The 16,438-nt window shown below is 59.6% G+C and carries 15 protein-coding genes and 1 pseudogene; 9 read left to right on the plus strand and 7 right to left on the minus strand.

What is annotated here, in order from left to right:
* Nucleotides 1-511: 511 nt before the first annotated feature.
* From IPJ12_15395 to IPJ12_15425, 7 genes and pseudogenes are all read left to right on the plus strand, one after another.
* Nucleotides 512-3,388 (plus strand): caspase family protein, encoded by a 2,877-nt coding sequence (locus tag IPJ12_15395; protein ID MBK7648487.1) that lies wholly within the window; start codon nucleotides 512-514, stop codon nucleotides 3,386-3,388.
* Nucleotides 3,389-3,406: 18 nt separating this feature from the next.
* Nucleotides 3,407-4,108 (plus strand): hypothetical protein, encoded by a 702-nt coding sequence (locus IPJ12_15400; GenBank protein ID MBK7648488.1) that lies wholly within the window; start codon nucleotides 3,407-3,409, stop codon nucleotides 4,106-4,108.
* Between the two features lie 180 nt (nucleotides 4,109-4,288).
* Nucleotides 4,289-4,562: pseudogene (locus tag IPJ12_15405) on the plus strand (transposase).
* Nucleotides 4,563-5,062: 500 nt separating this feature from the next.
* Nucleotides 5,063-5,635, plus strand: coding sequence for an aminodeoxychorismate/anthranilate synthase component II (locus IPJ12_15410; GenBank protein ID MBK7648489.1), 573 nt, complete (start codon nucleotides 5,063-5,065; stop codon nucleotides 5,633-5,635).
* Nucleotides 5,632-6,660: an anthranilate phosphoribosyltransferase gene (trpD, locus tag IPJ12_15415; GenBank protein MBK7648490.1), complete on the plus strand. Its 1,029-nt coding sequence runs from the start codon at nucleotides 5,632-5,634 to the stop codon at nucleotides 6,658-6,660. Before IPJ12_15410 ends, trpD begins: the two co-directional genes overlap by 4 nt.
* Nucleotides 6,657-7,445, plus strand: a complete 789-nt coding sequence (gene trpC, locus IPJ12_15420; GenBank protein MBK7648491.1) for an indole-3-glycerol phosphate synthase TrpC — start codon at nucleotides 6,657-6,659, stop codon at nucleotides 7,443-7,445. Before trpD ends, trpC begins: the two co-directional genes overlap by 4 nt.
* A 173-nt stretch (nucleotides 7,446-7,618) precedes the next feature.
* Nucleotides 7,619-8,665 carry a porin gene (locus tag IPJ12_15425; GenBank protein ID MBK7648492.1) on the plus strand — a complete coding sequence of 349 codons (1,047 nt, stop codon included), beginning with the start codon at nucleotides 7,619-7,621 and terminating at the stop codon, nucleotides 8,663-8,665.
* Nucleotides 8,666-8,803: 138 nt separating this feature from the next.
* Here IPJ12_15425 and IPJ12_15430 read toward each other — a convergent pair whose 3' ends face one another.
* From IPJ12_15430 to rplU, 4 genes are all read right to left on the minus strand, one after another.
* The gene (locus IPJ12_15430) at nucleotides 8,804-9,925 is read right to left on the minus strand and encodes a glutamate 5-kinase (GenBank protein ID MBK7648493.1); all 1,122 of its coding nucleotides are present in this window, start codon (nucleotides 9,923-9,925) and stop codon (nucleotides 8,804-8,806) included.
* The gene (gene obgE / locus IPJ12_15435) at nucleotides 9,925-11,004 is read right to left on the minus strand and encodes a GTPase ObgE (protein ID MBK7648494.1); all 1,080 of its coding nucleotides are present in this window, start codon (nucleotides 11,002-11,004) and stop codon (nucleotides 9,925-9,927) included. The genes IPJ12_15430 and obgE overlap by 1 nt, the downstream gene beginning before the upstream one ends.
* A 96-nt stretch (nucleotides 11,005-11,100) precedes the next feature.
* Nucleotides 11,101-11,364 carry a 50S ribosomal protein L27 gene (gene rpmA, locus IPJ12_15440; GenBank protein MBK7648495.1) on the minus strand — a complete coding sequence of 88 codons (264 nt, stop codon included), beginning with the start codon at nucleotides 11,362-11,364 and terminating at the stop codon, nucleotides 11,101-11,103.
* 17 nt (nucleotides 11,365-11,381) lie between these two features.
* The gene (rplU, locus tag IPJ12_15445; GenBank protein MBK7648496.1) at nucleotides 11,382-11,693 is read right to left on the minus strand and encodes a 50S ribosomal protein L21; all 312 of its coding nucleotides are present in this window, start codon (nucleotides 11,691-11,693) and stop codon (nucleotides 11,382-11,384) included.
* A gap of 129 nt (nucleotides 11,694-11,822) precedes the next feature.
* On the opposite strand from rplU, the gene IPJ12_15450 reads away from it, so the two are divergent.
* Nucleotides 11,823-12,167, plus strand: coding sequence for an FKBP-type peptidyl-prolyl cis-trans isomerase (locus IPJ12_15450; protein ID MBK7648497.1), 345 nt, complete (start codon nucleotides 11,823-11,825; stop codon nucleotides 12,165-12,167).
* A gap of 176 nt (nucleotides 12,168-12,343) precedes the next feature.
* On the plus strand, nucleotides 12,344-13,393 hold the full coding sequence (locus IPJ12_15455) for a pseudouridine synthase (GenBank protein ID MBK7648498.1): 1,050 nt from the start codon (nucleotides 12,344-12,346) through the stop codon (nucleotides 13,391-13,393).
* A 113-nt stretch (nucleotides 13,394-13,506) separates the two neighbouring features.
* Here the strand turns inward: IPJ12_15455 and IPJ12_15460 are convergent, their stop codons facing one another.
* The 3 genes from IPJ12_15460 to IPJ12_15470 form a co-directional block, all read right to left on the minus strand.
* On the minus strand, nucleotides 13,507-13,926 hold the full coding sequence (locus tag IPJ12_15460; GenBank protein ID MBK7648499.1) for a MaoC family dehydratase: 420 nt from the start codon (nucleotides 13,924-13,926) through the stop codon (nucleotides 13,507-13,509).
* Between the two features lie 75 nt (nucleotides 13,927-14,001).
* Nucleotides 14,002-15,201: an ABC transporter permease gene (locus IPJ12_15465; GenBank protein MBK7648500.1), complete on the minus strand. Its 1,200-nt coding sequence runs from the start codon at nucleotides 15,199-15,201 to the stop codon at nucleotides 14,002-14,004.
* 1 nt (nucleotide 15,202) lies between these two features.
* Complete coding sequence (locus IPJ12_15470; GenBank protein ID MBK7648501.1) at nucleotides 15,203-16,411, minus strand: ABC transporter permease; 1,209 nt, start codon at nucleotides 16,409-16,411, stop codon at nucleotides 15,203-15,205.
* Between the last annotated feature and the right edge of the window lie 27 nt (nucleotides 16,412-16,438).

The raw sequence follows: 16,438 nt of genomic DNA on the forward strand, positions 1-16,438 counted from the left end.
ATAGCAATGGGAGATTTTCCTCGGATTGTCTATGGCGCTAGCTGTGATCCGGCGCCTTGATGAATTTCAGGTTGCTACTGAAGTGGGAATAACTAGGCGACTTTGTTCGCTGGATCGTTCGGCAAGCGGCTTTGCATCGATACCGATCAATCTCGACTTCCTTGGCGCGTAACGCAGCACGGAGTTGCTTTAACTCGGAAACGCGCGTGCCATTTTCCCGTTCAACTCTTGCCCGTTCTTCTTGAAGTACTCGTGCTCTCGCAAGTTCGTACCTTGCTTGCTCTAGCCGACTTTGGCTACCTCAGCCTCATCCCCGTGTTTGCTGGTTTCCTAAGTCAGTTGGCGTACGCGTTATTCGAGTTTCGAATCTTCATAGATTCGGAAATTGGCAGGTAGTTAGCGATTCTGCCAGAGCCATTGCCGACAGCCATGCGGCTTGCTAATGTTTATTTCTGCAAATCCGAATTGATGGTTGCTGCTCCGGTTGCCGGTTCACCAAACATGGAGTGTCATGATGTTCCGCTTCATTGCCTGCTTTCTCGCGTTTGCCTTGGCCGAGGGTTCGCTGCAGGCGGCGTCCGATGTGCCGAAAGCCCCGATCCTGCGCATTGAGACCGGGGGCCACTTGTCGCCGATCACCCGGATCAGCAGCGATGCCGAGGGCAATTGGGCGGTGACTTCCTCGGAAGACAAGACCGCCCGCCTCTGGGATTTGCGCAATGGCCATCAGTTGTCTGTCATGCGCCCGCCGCTAGGTGGCGAAAGCATTGGCGCCCTCTATGCCGCAGCGATATCGCCGGATGGGCGGCAGGTGGCGCTGGGCGGCAATGCGGCATTTGATACGAAGACGCATGCCCTTTATCTTTTCGATCGTGCCACCGGCAATCTGCCGCCGAAGGCGACTCTGTCAGGGATCGAGTCGCCGATCATGCAACTGGCCTGGTCGGTCGATAGCCAACTGATCGCGGTTGGCCTGCGGCAAGACGGGCTGCGGGTGTTCAGGCGCAATCTCACCTTTGTCGGGAGCGATCCCGAATACAACGATGCCATCTATGGCGCTGCCTTCTCGCGCGACGGTCGATTGGCCGTGGTCAGTCTCGACGGTTCGCTGCGCCTCTACCGGGTCGGTAAGAGTGGCCTAGAAAGATTAGCCCGCAAGCAGATGCCGGGCAAGCCCTATGGCGTCGCCTGGTCGCCAGATAGTAGCCAGTTGGCTATCGGTTTGCAGGATGCGGCGCAGGCGGTGGTGCTCTCGGCCAGCAATCTGACTGTGCTGCATACGGCGGAGGGCGGGAGCGGCGGAAACCTCGGGAGGGTCGCCTGGTCAGCCGATGGCCAAACTCTGTATGCGGCGGGCAGCGTGGTTCGTGACGGACGCTTCGCCATCCTTGCCTTTGCTGGCGGTGGGCGCGAACCAGCGCGGGTGCTGGGCAGTTTCGGCAACACGGTTACCTCCCTCGCCGCAAATGCCAACGGGCTGGTTGCGAGTTCTGCCGAACCGGCCTGGGCCGCATTCGATGCTTTGGGCTCCGCCCGACTAAGCATCGGGCCACAGATTGGCGATTTTCGTGATGCAGGTGATGCTTTCCGGCTTTCCACCGATGGTCAGGTTGTGGCTTTCCCGATGCTGTTCGCTGGCAAGACGCCGCTTGTTTTCAACTTCTTCAGTGGTGAATTGCGCGCTGCGAACGCTCCTGGCTATACGCGGCCGGCGAAAATCCCCAGCGATCTCAAAGGCTGGAAAAATTCGCCGACGCCGGTCTGGAATGGCCGGCCTCTGGCGTTGAGTCCTGGCGAGTTGTCGCGGAGTGCGGCCATGGCGCCGGACGAGATGCGGCTGGCGCTGGGAACAGAATGGTATCTGCGGCTCTTTGCAGCCGATGGCAGCCAATTGTGGGAGAGGCGGACGTCTGGGGCTGTCTGGGCCGTCAATATCAGCGGTGATGGTCGCTGGGTGGTCGCCGCCCTCGGCGATGGCAGTCTGCGCTGGTATCGTCTGGCCGATGGGCAGGAGCAACTGGCCTTGTTTGTCCATGGCGACCGTGAGCGCTGGATCATCTGGACGCCCTCCGGCTATTACGACACTGCCATGGGGGCGGAGGGTCTGGTCGGTTGGCATGTTAACCGGGGCTTCAACCAGTCGGCCGACTTCTTCTCGGTCGGTCGTTTCCGCGATCACTTTTACCAGCCCCTGGTGATCCAGCGGGTGATGCAACTGGCCGACGAGACGGAGGCTGTGCGGACGTTCCGCGCTGAAATGGCGATGCTGGATAACAAGACTGTCGCGGCAGCCCAAGTTGCCGCAGCGCCTCCGCCAGTCGTCGATGCTTTGCCGCCGGTGATCGAACTGCAGAGCGAACGTGGCATGCTGACGGGGGATGTTCTGGTGCCAGTGCGCTATGTCGTACGCACGCCGGGTAATGCCCCGCTGAAGGAGGTCAAGTTCCGCGTTAATGGCAAACTGGAACGCAATATCAAGACTCGTTCGACGCGCTCCATTGAAGGGCAGGTGTACGAGGCGCTGGTGCCCGTGCCTCCCAAAGACTCGGAAATCATGTTGATTGCCGAGAACCGCTTCGCCAAGTCGGAGCCTGTCAGTCTTACCGTCAGGCGCCCCGTGAACGCGGCTGGCAAGGCACCGTATATCGAACGCTACGAAACGCTTTACATGCTGATCGTTGCCGTCAACAAGTACCCTGGTGAGAATGCGCTCCTCTTGCCGGTCAAGGATGCCTCGGACTTCCACCGTCAAATGAGTCGTGTCGCCAATCCGCCGCCCGGCAAGCAGCGCCTGTATGAGCATTTGGCGGTCAAAATGCTGCTCGATGAAGGGGCGACGCAGCAAAATATTCGGGAGGGCCTGAAATGGTTGCGCGACAACGTCAAGGAAAAGGACGCCGGCGTGATCTTCCTGGCTGGGCATGGCATGTCGCAGGAAAACTCCTACTACTACGTGCCCTATCGTCGGTCGGATATCGGCCGCCAGGTCAACTGGGTTGCCGGCGGCGAAATTGTCGATACCCTGCAAAGCCTGCCCGGACGGGCGATGTTCTTCCTCGATACCTGCCACTCCGGGGCGCTGGCCAATCAGGCGAGTGTGGCGGGGACGGTTAATCAGGTCAATGACGAACGGGGCGTTATCGTCTTCGCCTCGGCAACGGCCAGGGAAATGGCCCAGGAGACCGACGAGTGGGGTAACGGGGCATTCACCAAAGCACTCATTGAGGGCTTGCGCGGTGAAGCGGAAGACCCGCGTGACAAACTGATTTACCCGACCACGCTGAAACGCTACGTAACGCGCCGCGTGCGTGATTTGACGGATAATCAGCAACGACCATATGTTAGTGACCACGGTGTCGACGATCCGATTGCGGTCGTGGTCAAATAATATTTTTAGGGGGTATCCATGAATATCAGCAGCATCAAACGGCCGCTGGCCGCCGCTGTCGCGGGCATCTTCCTGTTGTCGGCCTGTGCGACCAATCCGGATGGATCATACAAGATGGATGGCAAGGCTGCTGGTGCCTTGATCGGCGCCGCTGCCGGATGTGCAGTCGGGGCCGCCGCCAAGGGGGCGCAGGGTTGCGCAGTCGGGGCTGCCGTCGGTGCGGCGGCGGGCTTTCTGATCGGCTGGTATTTCGAATCCAAGAAAATTGCCGATGCCAAGCAGGTCAATGACGAATACGAACAGCAGAGCAGAGCCAAGGGCAAAGGCAAGGCGGAGTCAGTGCCGAAGAATGAAATCGTGCCGGCCAAATTCGAGAGCAAGGTGACGTCGGCGGCCCCGGATCAGTCAGGGCAGAGGGAAATTCAGGTGACTTCCAATACCGATCTGGTCGGATATGGCGACACGGTTCCGGAATTGCAGCAGAAGTACGCCATCTACGACGAAAAAAACACGCTCGTCGAAGAAAAGACCGAGAAGCTGGCGGCGGTGGATGGTGCCGGGAGTTACCAGACGAAATCGAAATTCAAGCTGCCAGCTGATGCCAGGGGCAAGAAATACACGGTGAAAACGACACTGGTCTCTAACAACAAGACCTACAAGGAAAACACCTACAAGGTGACTGTGCGCGACGGCCAGCTTCTGATGCTGGCCGCCCTTTAACTGCGCTATTGCTTGGCCGCTCGTGGCAGGCCGCCTGAAGGCTTGCTGCCGTAGGCCGCAGTCTTCGGATAGCCGGCCAGGTCGAGCAGATGTTATAGGCGCCGGCTTCGACCCCGCGGAAGCGCTGATTGCCGACCTTGAGCGAAGGTACGCAGCTGTCGCCGACCAATTGCTTCAACTCTTCGGAAAGTAATCTATACGACCAATGCGATTGAATGGGTAAAAGGAGTCTGCAGAAATTTCCAAGAATCGTGGCTCGTTTCTGAGCGACGAGGCGATGATGAAACTGTTCTACTTGGTGCTACGCAGCATCAGTCAGAAATGGACTATGCCCATTCGGGATTGGAAGGCAGCGCTAACCCGATTTAATATCCAGTTCGAAGATCGGATGAACAACTTTGGCTCAGAAACGCACGTGCTGTTTTCCCGTTCAACTCTTGCCCGTTCGTCTTGAAGTGGTCGTGCTTTTGCAAGTTCGTTCCTTGCTTGCTCTAGGCGCCTTTGCGCTACCCCAGACTCTCCCCCGTGTTTGCTGGTTTCCTCTGTCAGTTGGCGGACGCGTTGCTCGAGTTTCGATATGGCCGCAGCCCCCGCTTAAGCCTGCGAACGTAGTCGCTCATCTTCGTCGGCAAGACTCGACAATTTTGCATTTAGCGTATCCCGCCGTTTACGAATATCCTCCAATCGGCTGTCTGTCTCAGGGTCTCCACAGCCAGCCAAACGAGCGTCGGCGGATTCACGGGAATATGCAATCGATGGCGAACTTAATCCCTTCCCTTTCTTAATGAAAGCCAATCAGCGGCTTGAATGCTTCTCTATGGTGTTTGATAATGGCCTCTTTAGACGCGATCAGTAATCTTCGTACTCCAGCAACAAAAAATGCGGGTATTAAAGCGGGTATCGAATGGGTTTAATTCTGATTGGCAGTATATAAAACAATAGGATAGGCAATTTATGCTGCTGATGATCGACAACTACGACAGCTTTACCTACAACATCGTCCAGTACTTCGGTGAACTGGGTCAGGATGTGAAGGTTTTCCGCAATGACGAGATCACGATCGATGACATTGCCCGCCTTGATCCCGAGTATCTGGTGATCTCGCCTGGTCCATGCGCTCCAGCGCAGGCCGGTATCTCGCTGGCTGCGATCAAGGAATTTTCCGGCAAGATTCCCGTGCTTGGCGTCTGTCTTGGTCATCAGTCAATTGGCGAAGCCTTCGGCGGCAAGATCGTGCATGCCAAGCAACTCATGCACGGCAAGGTTTCTGCGGTCCACCACAAAAACGAAGGCGTTTTCAAAGGCCTACCGAATCCGCTGACCTGCACCCGCTACCACTCGCTGGCCATCGAGCGTGAATCGCTGCCCGAATGCCTGGATGTCACCGCGTGGACCGACGACGGCGAAATCATGGGCGTTCGCCACAAAACCCTGGCCGTTGAAGGTGTTCAGTTCCATCCCGAATCCATCTTGACCGAACGCGGTCATGACCTGCTCAAGAACTTTCTGGACGAATTCAAGCAATGACCCCGCAAGCCGCCCTGCAGCGTGTCATCGAACACCGCGAGATTTTTCATGACGAAATGATTTCCCTGATGCGCCAGATCATGGGCGGCGAAGTTACGCCGGTCATGATCGCTGCCATCATCACTGGCCTGCGCGTCAAAAAGGAAACCATCGGCGAAATCGCCGCAGCGGCCAGCGTGATGCGCGAATTGTCGACGCCGGTGAATGTTCCCTATGACAACCATTTCGTCGATATCGTTGGCACCGGCGGCGATTCGGCGCACAGCTTCAATATCTCGACAACATCCATCTTCGTTGCCGCGGCTGCTGGCGCCAAGGTGGCCAAGCACGGCGGACGCAGCGTGTCGTCTAGCTCAGGTAGTGCTGACGTACTGGAGGCGCTCGGGGTCAACATCATGCTGTCGCCCGAGCAGGTTGCCGCCTGCATCGAGGAAACCGGCATCGGCTTCATGTTTGCGCCCAACCATCACAGCGCCATGAAGCACGTTGCGCCGGTGCGCCGCGAAATGGGCGTGCGTACCTTGTTCAACATCCTCGGGCCGCTGACCAATCCGGCCAGTGCGCCAAACACCCTGATGGGCGTTTTTCATCCTGATCTCGTTGGCATTCAGGTCCGCGTCATGCAGCGCCTGGGGGCCGAGCGCGTGCTCGTGGTGCACGGCAAGGATAATCTGGATGAAATCTCCCTTGGCGCAGCCACCCTGGTTGGCGAACTGAAGAACGGCGAAGTAACTGAATACGAAGTGCATCCCGAGGACTTCGGCCTGCAGATGATGTCGTTGCGCAACCTGCGCGTTAATAGCGCGGATGAATCGAGGGAGGTCATGCTCGGCGCGCTGGGCAACAAGCCGGGCGCGGCGCGCGAAATCGTCTGCCTGAATGCAGGTGCCGCACTTTACGTTGCCAATGTTGCCGACAGCATCGGTGAAGGTATTGCCAAGGCTCGTGAAGCGGTTGCCTCCGGTGCGGCACGTGCCAAGCTGGACCAATTCGTCCAATGCACACAGCGTCTGGCCGCCAAATGAGCGACATCCTCAACAAGATCATCGCCACCAAGCACGAAGAAGTCGCGGCTGCGCTGCTCGTGAAGTCGTTGGCCATTGTCGAAGCCGAAGCAGCCGCCCAGCCCTCGCCCCGCGATTTCGTCGGCGCCATCCGCGACAAGGTCTCCCACGGTCAACCGGCAATAATCGCCGAAATCAAAAAGGCCAGCCCGTCGAAAGGCGTCATCCGCCCCGACTTTCACCCGGCCGAGATTGCCCGCAGCTACGAGCAGCACGGCGCTGCCTGTCTGTCCGTGCTCACCGATCGCCAGTACTTTCAGGGTTGTCCGGAATATCTGCAGGCTGCCCGCGCCGCTTGTACGCTGCCCGTGTTGCGCAAGGACTTCATGGTTGACCACTATCAGGTCGCCGAAGCTCGCGCCATGGGGGCGGACGCTATTCTGCTCATCGCCGCCGCGCTCAGTCTTGCGGAAATGCAACAACTTGAAGCGCAAGCCCATGGTTACGGTATGGCTGTGCTGGTTGAAGTGCACAACGGTGAAGAGCTCGATGCAGCCCTGCAATTAAAAACCCCGCTGCTCGGCATCAACAACCGCAACTTGCGCACCTTCGATGTGACCCTCGATACCACGCTCGGCCTGCTCGCCCGCATTCCGGCTGACAGGATCGTCGTAACCGAAAGCGGCATCCTGAAGCCGGAAGATGTGGCGCTGATGCGCGCCAACAAGGTTCAATGCTTCTTGGTCGGCGAAGCCTTTATGCGCGCGCCTGAGCCAGGGGTGGAGCTTGCTCGCCTGTTTGCCTGATTTGTGTTGCGTCAAAACAACATAAATTCACAGAAATGGCAGAACATACCAATCACTGGTTGCTAGGGCCTTTCGCTCTTTGCGACAATCACTGCCAACTTCTCGATCCGAGAGGTAAAGCTTGGTCCGGCTTGCGGGCCAGATTAAAAACTAACCACTAAGGAGATTTTCTGATGCAAAAGAAGATTATTGCTCTGGCAGTTGCCGCTCTGGCCTCTACCGCCGCTTTCGCACAAACCAACGTGACCATCTACGGTATCGCTGATGCCAGCGTGTCTGCCACCACCAACCTGGGCGCCACCACTGGCCAAACCGGTTTCAAGGTCAACACTGGCACCCTCTCTACTTCCCGCATCGGTTTCAAGGGCGTTGAAGATCTGGGCAACGGCCTGAAGGCTCTGTTCACCCTGGAATACGGTCTGGCGATTGACGACAATACCGGTATCGGTACTGGTACCAACATTGCACGTCAGCAGTTCGTCGGTCTGACCGGCGGTTTCGGTACTGTTATCGCTGGTCGTCTGCAAACCACCGGTCTGGACTTCACGGTTGCTGGTTCCGCTCTGGGTGGTTCGGCTCCGCTTGGCGCCACGAACGTTGCAACCGCCACTGCTGGCACTGGCCTGATTAACGGCACCCAAATGATTACTGGCCTGTATGGCCGTCAGAGCAATGCTGTTGCCTACGTTTCGCCGTCCTTCGGCGGTGTGGTCGTGGCCTATAACCACGCTCGCATTACGGAAGCAGCCCTGAGCACCAACACGACCGATAGCCACGGCGATCTGATTTCTGTTGGCTACGACAACGGCCCGATCTCCGCTGGTGCGATCTACACCAAGGCGACCATGGCAAACACGCTGGCTAACGACAACCTGAAGGAATGGGGTCTGCGCGCCGGTTACGACTTCAAGGTCGTCAAGCTGCAAGCTACCTATCAGCAAGCCAAGTCTGATGATACCGCTACCTACGTTGGCAAGGACAAGAAGTGGGTTGTTTCCGCTACTGTGCCGATCGGTGCCAAGCTTGCTGTCATCGGTGAATTCGCCAGCCTGAGCGTTGACTCCACCGCTGCCAATGACGATGTCAAGGTCGGCACTTTGGCCACCACCTACGCACTGTCCAAGCGCACGACCGCTTACGCTGCCTTCGTTGCCAAGCGTTCGCAAGACCTGAACGCCGACACCAACACCTACGCACTCGGCCTGCGTCACGCTTTCTAATCTGAGTTAAATCAGTTGGAAACAAAACGGGAGCTTCGGCTCCCGTTTTTCGTTGGCTGAATATATTTTAAGCAAGCGTGTAGCAATGAAAAACGGGCGCCTCGGCGCCCGTTGTGTTTTGTTGTGTCTCTATTCCGATCAGCCGATCAGGATCAGATTGTCGCGGTGGATGAATTCCGGTTCGTCGACGTAGCCAAGGATGTTCTCGATGTCGAGCGTCGATTTTCGCGTGATCAATCGGGCTTCGCCGCTGCCATAGTTGGTCAGGCCGCGGGCAATTTCATGGCCGTCGCCGGAAATGCAGGCTACTGCGGCGCCGCGTTCAAATTCGCCTTCGGCAGCGATGACGCCGATGGGCAACAGGCTTTTTCCGGCTTTTAGCGCGTTGACTGCGCCATCGTCAAGTATCAGGCGGCCGGCAAGCTGCAGGTGATCTGCCAGCCATTGCTTGCGGGCTGCCAGGGGCTGGGTTTCGGAGACGAGCAGGGTGCCAACCGGCTCGCCGGCAGCTAGTCGGATAATCGGGTCAATTTCTCGGCCGCTGGCGATGGCCGTGTGGGCGCCACTGCGGGCAGCGCGCTTGGCGGCGATAACCTTGGTAATCATGCCGCCGGTGCCAATCCGGGTGCCGGCGCCGCCGGCCATGGCTTCCAGTGATACATCGCCGGCCCGGGCTTCGCTGATCAGCGTGGCGCTGGTGTCCTTGCGCGGGTCGGCGGTGAACAGGCCGATCTGGTCGGTCAGGATGATCAGTGCATCGGCTTCGATCAGGTTGGCGACCAGTGCGCCCAGCGTGTCGTTGTCGCCAAACTTGATTTCGTCGGTGACGACGGTATCGTTTTCGTTGATGATCGGCACGACGCCAAGTTCCAGCAGCGTGGTCATTGTCGAGCGGGCGTTCAGGTAACGCTTGCGGTCGGCCAGGTCGTCGTGGGTGAGCAAAATTTGTGCGGTGTGCAGGCCGTGCTTGGCGAAGGCGCCTTCATAGACCTGCGCCAGGCCCATCTGGCCGACTGCCGCTGCGGCCTGTAGTTCATGTACCGTTTTCGGGCGCTTGGCCCAGCCAAGGCGCTGCATGCCACAGGCGATGGCGCCGGAAGAAACCAGTACGACCTGTTTGCCCTGTTCGCGCAGGATGCTGATCTGGCGCGCCCAGTCTTCAATGGCGGCGAGGTCGAGTCCGGCGCCGTTGTTGGTGACGAGTGCCGAGCCGACTTTGACGACGAGGCGTTTGGCGGTGGCGAGGCGGGTCTTGCTCATTATTCCTCTGCGGCGTTGTCTTCAGTGTCTTCGTCGTCGTCAGGGATTTCCGGGCGAGCCATGTGCTCCAGTGCTTCCTGGATGGCGTAGATCAGCGGTTTGGTGCCATCGCCGCTGATGGCGGTGATCGGGAACACCGGGCCGTCGTACTTGGTGGCCTTCTTGTAGGCTTTGATGAAATTCTTGACGGCGGCTTCGCGGTCTTCTTCGGGAATCAGGTCGAGCTTGTTGAGGACCAGCCAGCGCGGCTTGTCAGCCAATGCAGGGTCGTGCTTGATCAATTCGCCGACGATGGCCTTGGCATCGCGCACCGGGTTGGCATCCGGATCGATCGGTGCGATGTCGACGAGGTGGAGCAGGATGCGCGTGCGTTGCAGGTGCTTGAGGAAGCGGATGCCGAGGCCGGCGCCATCGGCAGCGCCTTCGATCAGGCCCGGCACGTCTGCCATGACGAAGCTTTTTTCGGCATCGACGCGAACGACGCCGAGGTTGGGGTGCAGCGTCGTGAACGGGTAGTCGGCAACCTTCGGGCGCGCTGAGGAAACGGCGCGGATCAGGGTGCTCTTGCCGGCGTTGGGTAGACCGAGCAGGCCGACGTCGGCGAGAACGCGCAGTTCGAGTGTCAGTTCGTGCTCTTCGCCCTGGTCGCCATTGGTCTTCTGGCGCGGGGCGCGGTTGGTCGATGACTTGAAGTGGATATTCCCGAGGCCGCCCTTGCCGCCTTTGGCGATCAGGATTTTCTTTTCGTTGACATCGAGGTCGGCGAGGATTTCACCGGTGTTCAGGTCGGAGATGACCGTGCCGACGGGCATGCGCAGAACAATGTCGTCGCCGCCGGCACCGTAGCAGTCGGCACCGCCGCCGTTTTCACCTCGCTTGCCGATGAATTTACGGGTGTAGCGGTAGTCGACCAGGGTGTTGATGTTGCAGTCGGCCACTACGTAGATGCTGCCGCCACGGCCGCCGTCGCCGCCGTTGGGGCCGCCCATCGGGATGTATTTTTCGCGGCGGAAAGTTGCGGCGCCATTGCCGCCGTCACCGGCTTTTACATAAATCTTGGCTTCGTCGATGAACTTCATTTTTTTCCGCCTCTACATCCGGCCACCAGAAAATCTGATGGCATAAACTAAAAAGCCCCATCCAGCGGACGGGGCTTTTGCTTCCGCCTGGCCGATTTATTCGGCGGCCGGAACGATGGTCACCACGCGGCGCTTTTTCAAGCCCTTGATGGAGAACTGAACCACGCCGTCCTTGAGTGCGAACAAGGTGTGATCCTTGCCGCAGCCGACGTTGTCGCCCGGGTGGAATTCGGTACCGCGCTGGCGAACGATGATGTTGCCAGCCAGGATGAATTGACCGCCGTAGCGCTTGACGCCCAGTCGTTGGGCTTGTGAGTCGCGGCCGTTACGTGAACTACCGCCTGCTTTCTTGTGTGCCATTTATTAGCTCCTTGAACTTAGGCCGCGATCGCGTCGATGCGCAATTCGGTGTAGTTCTGACGATGGCCTTGATGCTTCTGGTAATGCTTACGACGACGCATCTTGAAGATCTTGACCTTGTCGTGGCGGCCGTGGGAAATCACGGTTGCTTTGACGGTGGCGCCAGCAAGGAAGGGAGCGCCGATCTTTACCGACTCGCCTTCGCCTGCCATGAGGACCTGGTCAAGGGTAACTTCTGCGCCAACGTCTGCCGGTATCTGTTCTACTTTAAGTTTTAGACCATTGGTAACGCGATACTGCTTACCGCCGGTTTTTATGACCGCATACATGGGTTGGACTCCGAAAATAAATCTAAAGGGTGCTACAAAGAACCGCGCATTATACGGAAATTCTCTGACAAGTCAAAGCCTTGTCGAGGCGCTGTGGTAAACTGCCCGTCTTTGAAAAAAGGAGTTCCCATGGCTGAAATCACCACCGCCTCCGGGCTGGTCTATGAAGATACCGTTGTCGGCGAAGGCGCCGAGGCCAAGGCTGGCCATCAGGTCAGCGTGCATTACACCGGCTGGCTGACCAATGGCAGTAAGTTCGATTCGAGTAAGGACCGTAATGACCCGTTTGAATTTTCGCTCGGCATGCGACAGGTTATCGGCGGCTGGGATGAGGGCGTTCAGGGTATGAAGATTGGTGGTACGCGCAAACTGACCATTCCGCCGCAACTGGGCTACGGTGCACGCGGCGCTGGCGGCGTCATTCCGCCGAATGCAACGCTGGTCTTCGAGGTTGAACTCCTCGGTTTGCGATGAGCGGTTCCGACAGCGATTCGCGTCCGAAGCGGCCGTCGACCGACGCGGCTTCGGACGACCCGTGGGCAAAATGGCGCAAGCCGGACGCCCCGGTGGCCGAAACTGAGCCAAAAAAGGCGTTTCGGCGGGATGAGGCGTCCATAGAAGCAACGACTGACCCTGCGGTCAACCCGGAAATGCGGGCAAAAACGAAATCTTTTGAGGCTGCGCCGAAATGGCCTGCCCGCGATGAGGCGTCTGCTGCGGCGCCAGCTGACGTAACGGAAGAAGCGCCGGCCTTGCCGGAGGGCACTCTGGGTGTTCGTCGTTCGGCTACGCCTTCGCCGCGGGCACCGAACAAGAAGCCGCTGCGTGGCGGTTCTTCGCTGCGCAAGCCGTATGCACCCAAAGCTGCGCCGGTTGCGGCGACTGAATGGAGTGTCAAGGCAGATCGTCCCGAGCGTTCGGCCAAGCCGGCGCCCGTCGTTCGTCAGCCGGTCGTGCGCGATGGCCCGCCGCCGGAAGGTGTGCGGCTTTCGAAAGTGATGTCCGAGCGCGGCATGTGTTCGCGGCGCGAGGCGGATCTGTGGATCGAGCGCGGCTGGGTGTTTGTCGACGGCGAGCGGGTCAGCGAACTGGGTTCGCGGATTGATCCGAATGCCGAGGTGGCGATCTCGAAAGAGGCGAAATTCGATCAGGCCAAGCAGGTGACGGTGCTGTTGAACAAGCCGATTGGCTATGTCTCCGGGCAGCCGGAGCCGGGCTTTACGCCGGCGATTACCTTGATTACGCCAGACAATCAAATGCGCCAGTCAGGCGACCCGGAGTTCAAGCCATGGATGTTGCGCAGTCTGGCGCCGTCCGGTCGGCTGGACATCGATTCGACCGGCTTGCTGGTGCTGACGCAGGATGGTCGCGTTGCCAAGAAGTTGATTGGTGAAGATAGCCCGGTCGAGAAAGAATACTTGGTGCGCGTCGCCGGCGAAATGATCAAGGGCGGTCTGAATCTGTTGAAGCACGGCCTGGAACTTGATGGCAAAGCGTTGAAGCCGGCGTGGGTCAAGCAACTGAACGAGGACCAGTTGCACTTCATTCTGAAGGAGGGCAAGAAGCGCCAGATTCGTCGGATGTGCGAGCTGGTTGGCTTGCGTGTGATCGGGCTGAAGCGGGTGCGCATTGGTCGCGTCAAGCTGGGTGAGTTGGAAATCGGTCAGTGGCGCTTTTTGCGGGCTGACGAATCTTTTTGATTTTGGCTGTTTTTTCCGGTTGACCGTGGCAGCCTGCCCGGAAGCCGGAAAAACAAAAACGCCGGCGGGTTTTTAACCGGGCCGGCGTTTTTTATGGGTAACGGGAGTCAGGTTCAGGCCGGCTTGTTGCCGATCATCACGGTGGCTTCGCCTTCGATGACCACGGTGTCGCCCACCTTGCAAATGGTGTCGAGAATGACGCGCTTCTTGGCGGCCACGACTTCCTTGACGGTGACCGTCGTCTTGACCGTGTCGCCGGGACGAACCGGCGCCTTGAACTTCAGCGTCTGACCGAGGTAGATGGTGCCGGGGCCGGGCAGGTGGGCGCCGAGCACAGCCGAGATAAAGCTTGCTGAGAGCATGCCGTGGGCGATGCGGCCACCGAAGGGGGTGGTTTTGCCGAACTCTTCGTCGAGGTGCACGGCATTGGTGTCGGTGGAGACGCCTGCAAACAAAACGATGTCGGCATCGGTGACGGTCTTGCCCATTGTGTGGGACATGCCGGGCTGCAGGTCTTCAATGTAAAAAGTCATGGCTGTTTCCTCAGGGTATGAAATTTGTACCCGCAACTCTAGCACGCGGGCCGCGACAAAATGGGTTTTGCATAGCTATTCGGCACGCAGGGCCTCGACCGGGTCGAGACGAGCGGCATTTCGGGCTGGCAGCACGCCGGCCAGCAGGCCGATGACGATGGCGATGCCCTCGGCGAGCAGGACAAAGGTCAGCGGCGTGTGCACGGGCAGGGCGGGCAGGGCGAAATGAATGAGTTGGGCCAGGCCAAAGCCGAGTACCAACCCGAAAAGGCCGCCGAGCGCCGAGAGGGCAACAGCTTCGCCGAGAAAGAGCAGCAGGATGGTACGCCGCGGTGCACCGAGGGCGACCAGCAGGCCGATCTCGCCGGTGCGCTCGGTGACGGCGATGGTCATGATGGTGACGATGCCGACGCCGCCGACCAACAATGAAATGCCACCCAGCGCGCCGACAGCCATGGTCAGCACGTTGAGAATATTGGACAGCGTTTTCAGCATGTCTTCCTGCGTTACGATGGTGAAGTCCTCGCGACTGTGGCGCTCGATCAGGTGCGCCTTGATACGGCTGGCGATGAGGGCGGACGGGATGCCTTCCTCGGCGGCAACGTTGATTTCATCGACGCCTTCGCGGTTGAACAGCTCCTGGGCGCGGGCCGTCGGCACGAAGGCGGTGTCGTCGAGGTCGATGCCGAGGAACTGCCCCTTCGGCGCCAGCACGCCGATGATCCGGAAATGCAGGCCGCCGACCCGCAGACGCTGGCCGAGCGGGTTTTCACTGCCGAACAACTCGGCTTTCAGCTTGGAACCGAGCACGACGAAGGCACGGGCGCTGCCTTCATCGTCGGCGGGCAGGAATTGGCCGCTTTGCACGGTCGACCGGAAAATTTGCGGTAATTTGGAATTGACGCCGTAGATCAGCGTGCGCCGCGTGCGGCCGTTGCCTTCGACTTCGGCATTGCCGCGGACGTTGGGCGTGACGGCGACGACGTGCGGCAGGCGTTCGAGGGATTTGGCATCGTCCAGCGACAATGGGCGAGCACTCGACGGCAGTCCGGAGGGCGATCCGCCAGTCTTGGTCTTGCCGGGAACGATGGAAATGACGTTGGTACCGAACTGGGTGAATTCGCCGAGCACGAAGCGGTGGATGCCTTCGCCGATCGAGGTGAGCAGGATGACGGCCGCGATGCCAACCCCGATGCCGAGCAGCGTCAAAAAGCTGCGCAGACGCTGCGCGGTGATGGCGCGAACGGCAAGCTGGAAGGCGTCGGTGAAAAGCATGTCAGTGCTTCATCAAAGCTTGCACGGGGTCGAGCCGGGCGGCACGGCGCGCCGGCATGACGCCGAAGATCAGGCCGGTGGCGAGTGCAGTGCCCAGTCCGGCAATGACCGCCCAATCGGGCGGATAGGCCGGGAAAACCGGGAAGAACTGGCGTAGTGCAAAGGCGCCGAGCTGGCCGAGCAGGTAGCCGAGCAGGGCGCCGACGGCCGAGAGCATGGCGGCTTCGGCCAGGAAGGCGAGGCGGATGGTTTTGGCGGTGGCGCCGAGTGCCTTGAGCAGGCCGATTTCGCCAGTGCGCTGGGTGACGGCGACGAGCATGACGTTCATCACCAGAATGCCGGCGACGGCCAGACTGATCGCGGCAATGCCGGCGACGGCCAGCGTCAGTGCGCCGAGCAGTTTGTCAAAGGTGGCGAGCACGGCATCCTGCGTGATGACGGTGACGTCCTCCTCGCCACGGTGACGCTGCTTGAGGGTTTCCAGCACCAGATCCTTGGTCCCGGGAATGGCGTCGCGGGTGTTGGCCTCGATCATGATGCGGAACAGGGTGTTCGAATTGAACATGGCTTGCGCCAGCGACACCGGCACGATGACCAGTTCGTCGGTATTCATGCCCAACCCTTGGCCGGTGGACTTCAGCACGCCGACGATACGCAGCCGGCGATCGCCGACGCGGACCAGTTGGCCGACAGCCGGGGTGCTGCCAAACATTTCCTCACGAATCTTGGCGCCGATGATGGCGACCGACGAGCCGCGATTCCAGTCCTCTTCCGGCAGCGATTGACCTTGCGCGATCTCAAAGTTGCGGATGGGAATGAATTCGGCGGTCGAGCCGGCGACCATCACTTCACGCAGCTTGCCGCCGTAGCTGATTTCCGAGGTGCCGACGGCGAGTGGCGCAACGCGCCGGGCGCCGGGCAGGCGACGCAGGCTGGCGGCGTCGTCGATGGTCAGGTCGCGCGGTGTCGAGGTGATGGCATTGGCCGGATTGAAGCCGCCGGTGCCGGAGCGGCCGGGTAGCACGATGACCAGGTTGGTACCGAGTGACGAGAACTGGCCGACGACATAGCGCCGGGCGCCGTCACCCAGCGCCGTCAGGATGACGACCGCGGCGACGCCGATAGACATGGCGAGCACCGACAGCGTTGTGCGCATCGGGTAGCCGGTGGCAGCATCGCGGGCAAAGCGCAGGGTGTCGCTCAGGCGCATGGGCGGCGGGGGCTGGGCGGGAAAAGT

The organism is Betaproteobacteria bacterium (genome assembly GCA_016709965.1).
Lineage (GTDB): Bacteria > Pseudomonadota > Gammaproteobacteria > Burkholderiales > Rhodocyclaceae > Azonexus > Azonexus amarohabitans.

What these genes read in the sequence shown, in the direction of transcription:
- IPJ12_15395 (MBK7648487.1), top strand. Translation starts at nt 512, where the DNA reads ATGATGTTCCGCTTCATTGCCTGCTTTCTCGCGTTTGCCTTGGCCGAG.
- IPJ12_15400 (MBK7648488.1), top strand. Translation starts at nt 3,407, where the DNA reads ATGAATATCAGCAGCATCAAACGGCCGCTGGCCGCCGCTGTCGCGGGC.
- IPJ12_15410 (MBK7648489.1), top strand. Translation starts at nt 5,063, where the DNA reads ATGCTGCTGATGATCGACAACTACGACAGCTTTACCTACAACATCGTC.
- trpD (MBK7648490.1), top strand. Translation starts at nt 5,632, where the DNA reads ATGACCCCGCAAGCCGCCCTGCAGCGTGTCATCGAACACCGCGAGATT.
- trpC (MBK7648491.1), top strand. Translation starts at nt 6,657, where the DNA reads ATGAGCGACATCCTCAACAAGATCATCGCCACCAAGCACGAAGAAGTC.
- IPJ12_15425 (MBK7648492.1), top strand. Translation starts at nt 7,619, where the DNA reads ATGCAAAAGAAGATTATTGCTCTGGCAGTTGCCGCTCTGGCCTCTACC.
- IPJ12_15430 (MBK7648493.1), bottom strand. Translation starts at nt 9,925, where the DNA reads ATGAGCAAGACCCGCCTCGCCACCGCCAAACGCCTCGTCGTCAAAGTC.
- obgE (MBK7648494.1), bottom strand. Translation starts at nt 11,004, where the DNA reads ATGAAGTTCATCGACGAAGCCAAGATTTATGTAAAAGCCGGTGACGGC.
- rpmA (MBK7648495.1), bottom strand. Translation starts at nt 11,364, where the DNA reads ATGGCACACAAGAAAGCAGGCGGTAGTTCACGTAACGGCCGCGACTCA.
- rplU (MBK7648496.1), bottom strand. Translation starts at nt 11,693, where the DNA reads ATGTATGCGGTCATAAAAACCGGCGGTAAGCAGTATCGCGTTACCAAT.
- IPJ12_15450 (MBK7648497.1), top strand. Translation starts at nt 11,823, where the DNA reads ATGGCTGAAATCACCACCGCCTCCGGGCTGGTCTATGAAGATACCGTT.
- IPJ12_15455 (MBK7648498.1), top strand. Translation starts at nt 12,344, where the DNA reads ATGCGGGCAAAAACGAAATCTTTTGAGGCTGCGCCGAAATGGCCTGCC.
- IPJ12_15460 (MBK7648499.1), bottom strand. Translation starts at nt 13,926, where the DNA reads ATGACTTTTTACATTGAAGACCTGCAGCCCGGCATGTCCCACACAATG.
- IPJ12_15465 (MBK7648500.1), bottom strand. Translation starts at nt 15,201, where the DNA reads ATGCTTTTCACCGACGCCTTCCAGCTTGCCGTTCGCGCCATCACCGCG.
- IPJ12_15470 (MBK7648501.1), bottom strand. Translation starts at nt 16,411, where the DNA reads ATGCGCCTGAGCGACACCCTGCGCTTTGCCCGCGATGCTGCCACCGGC.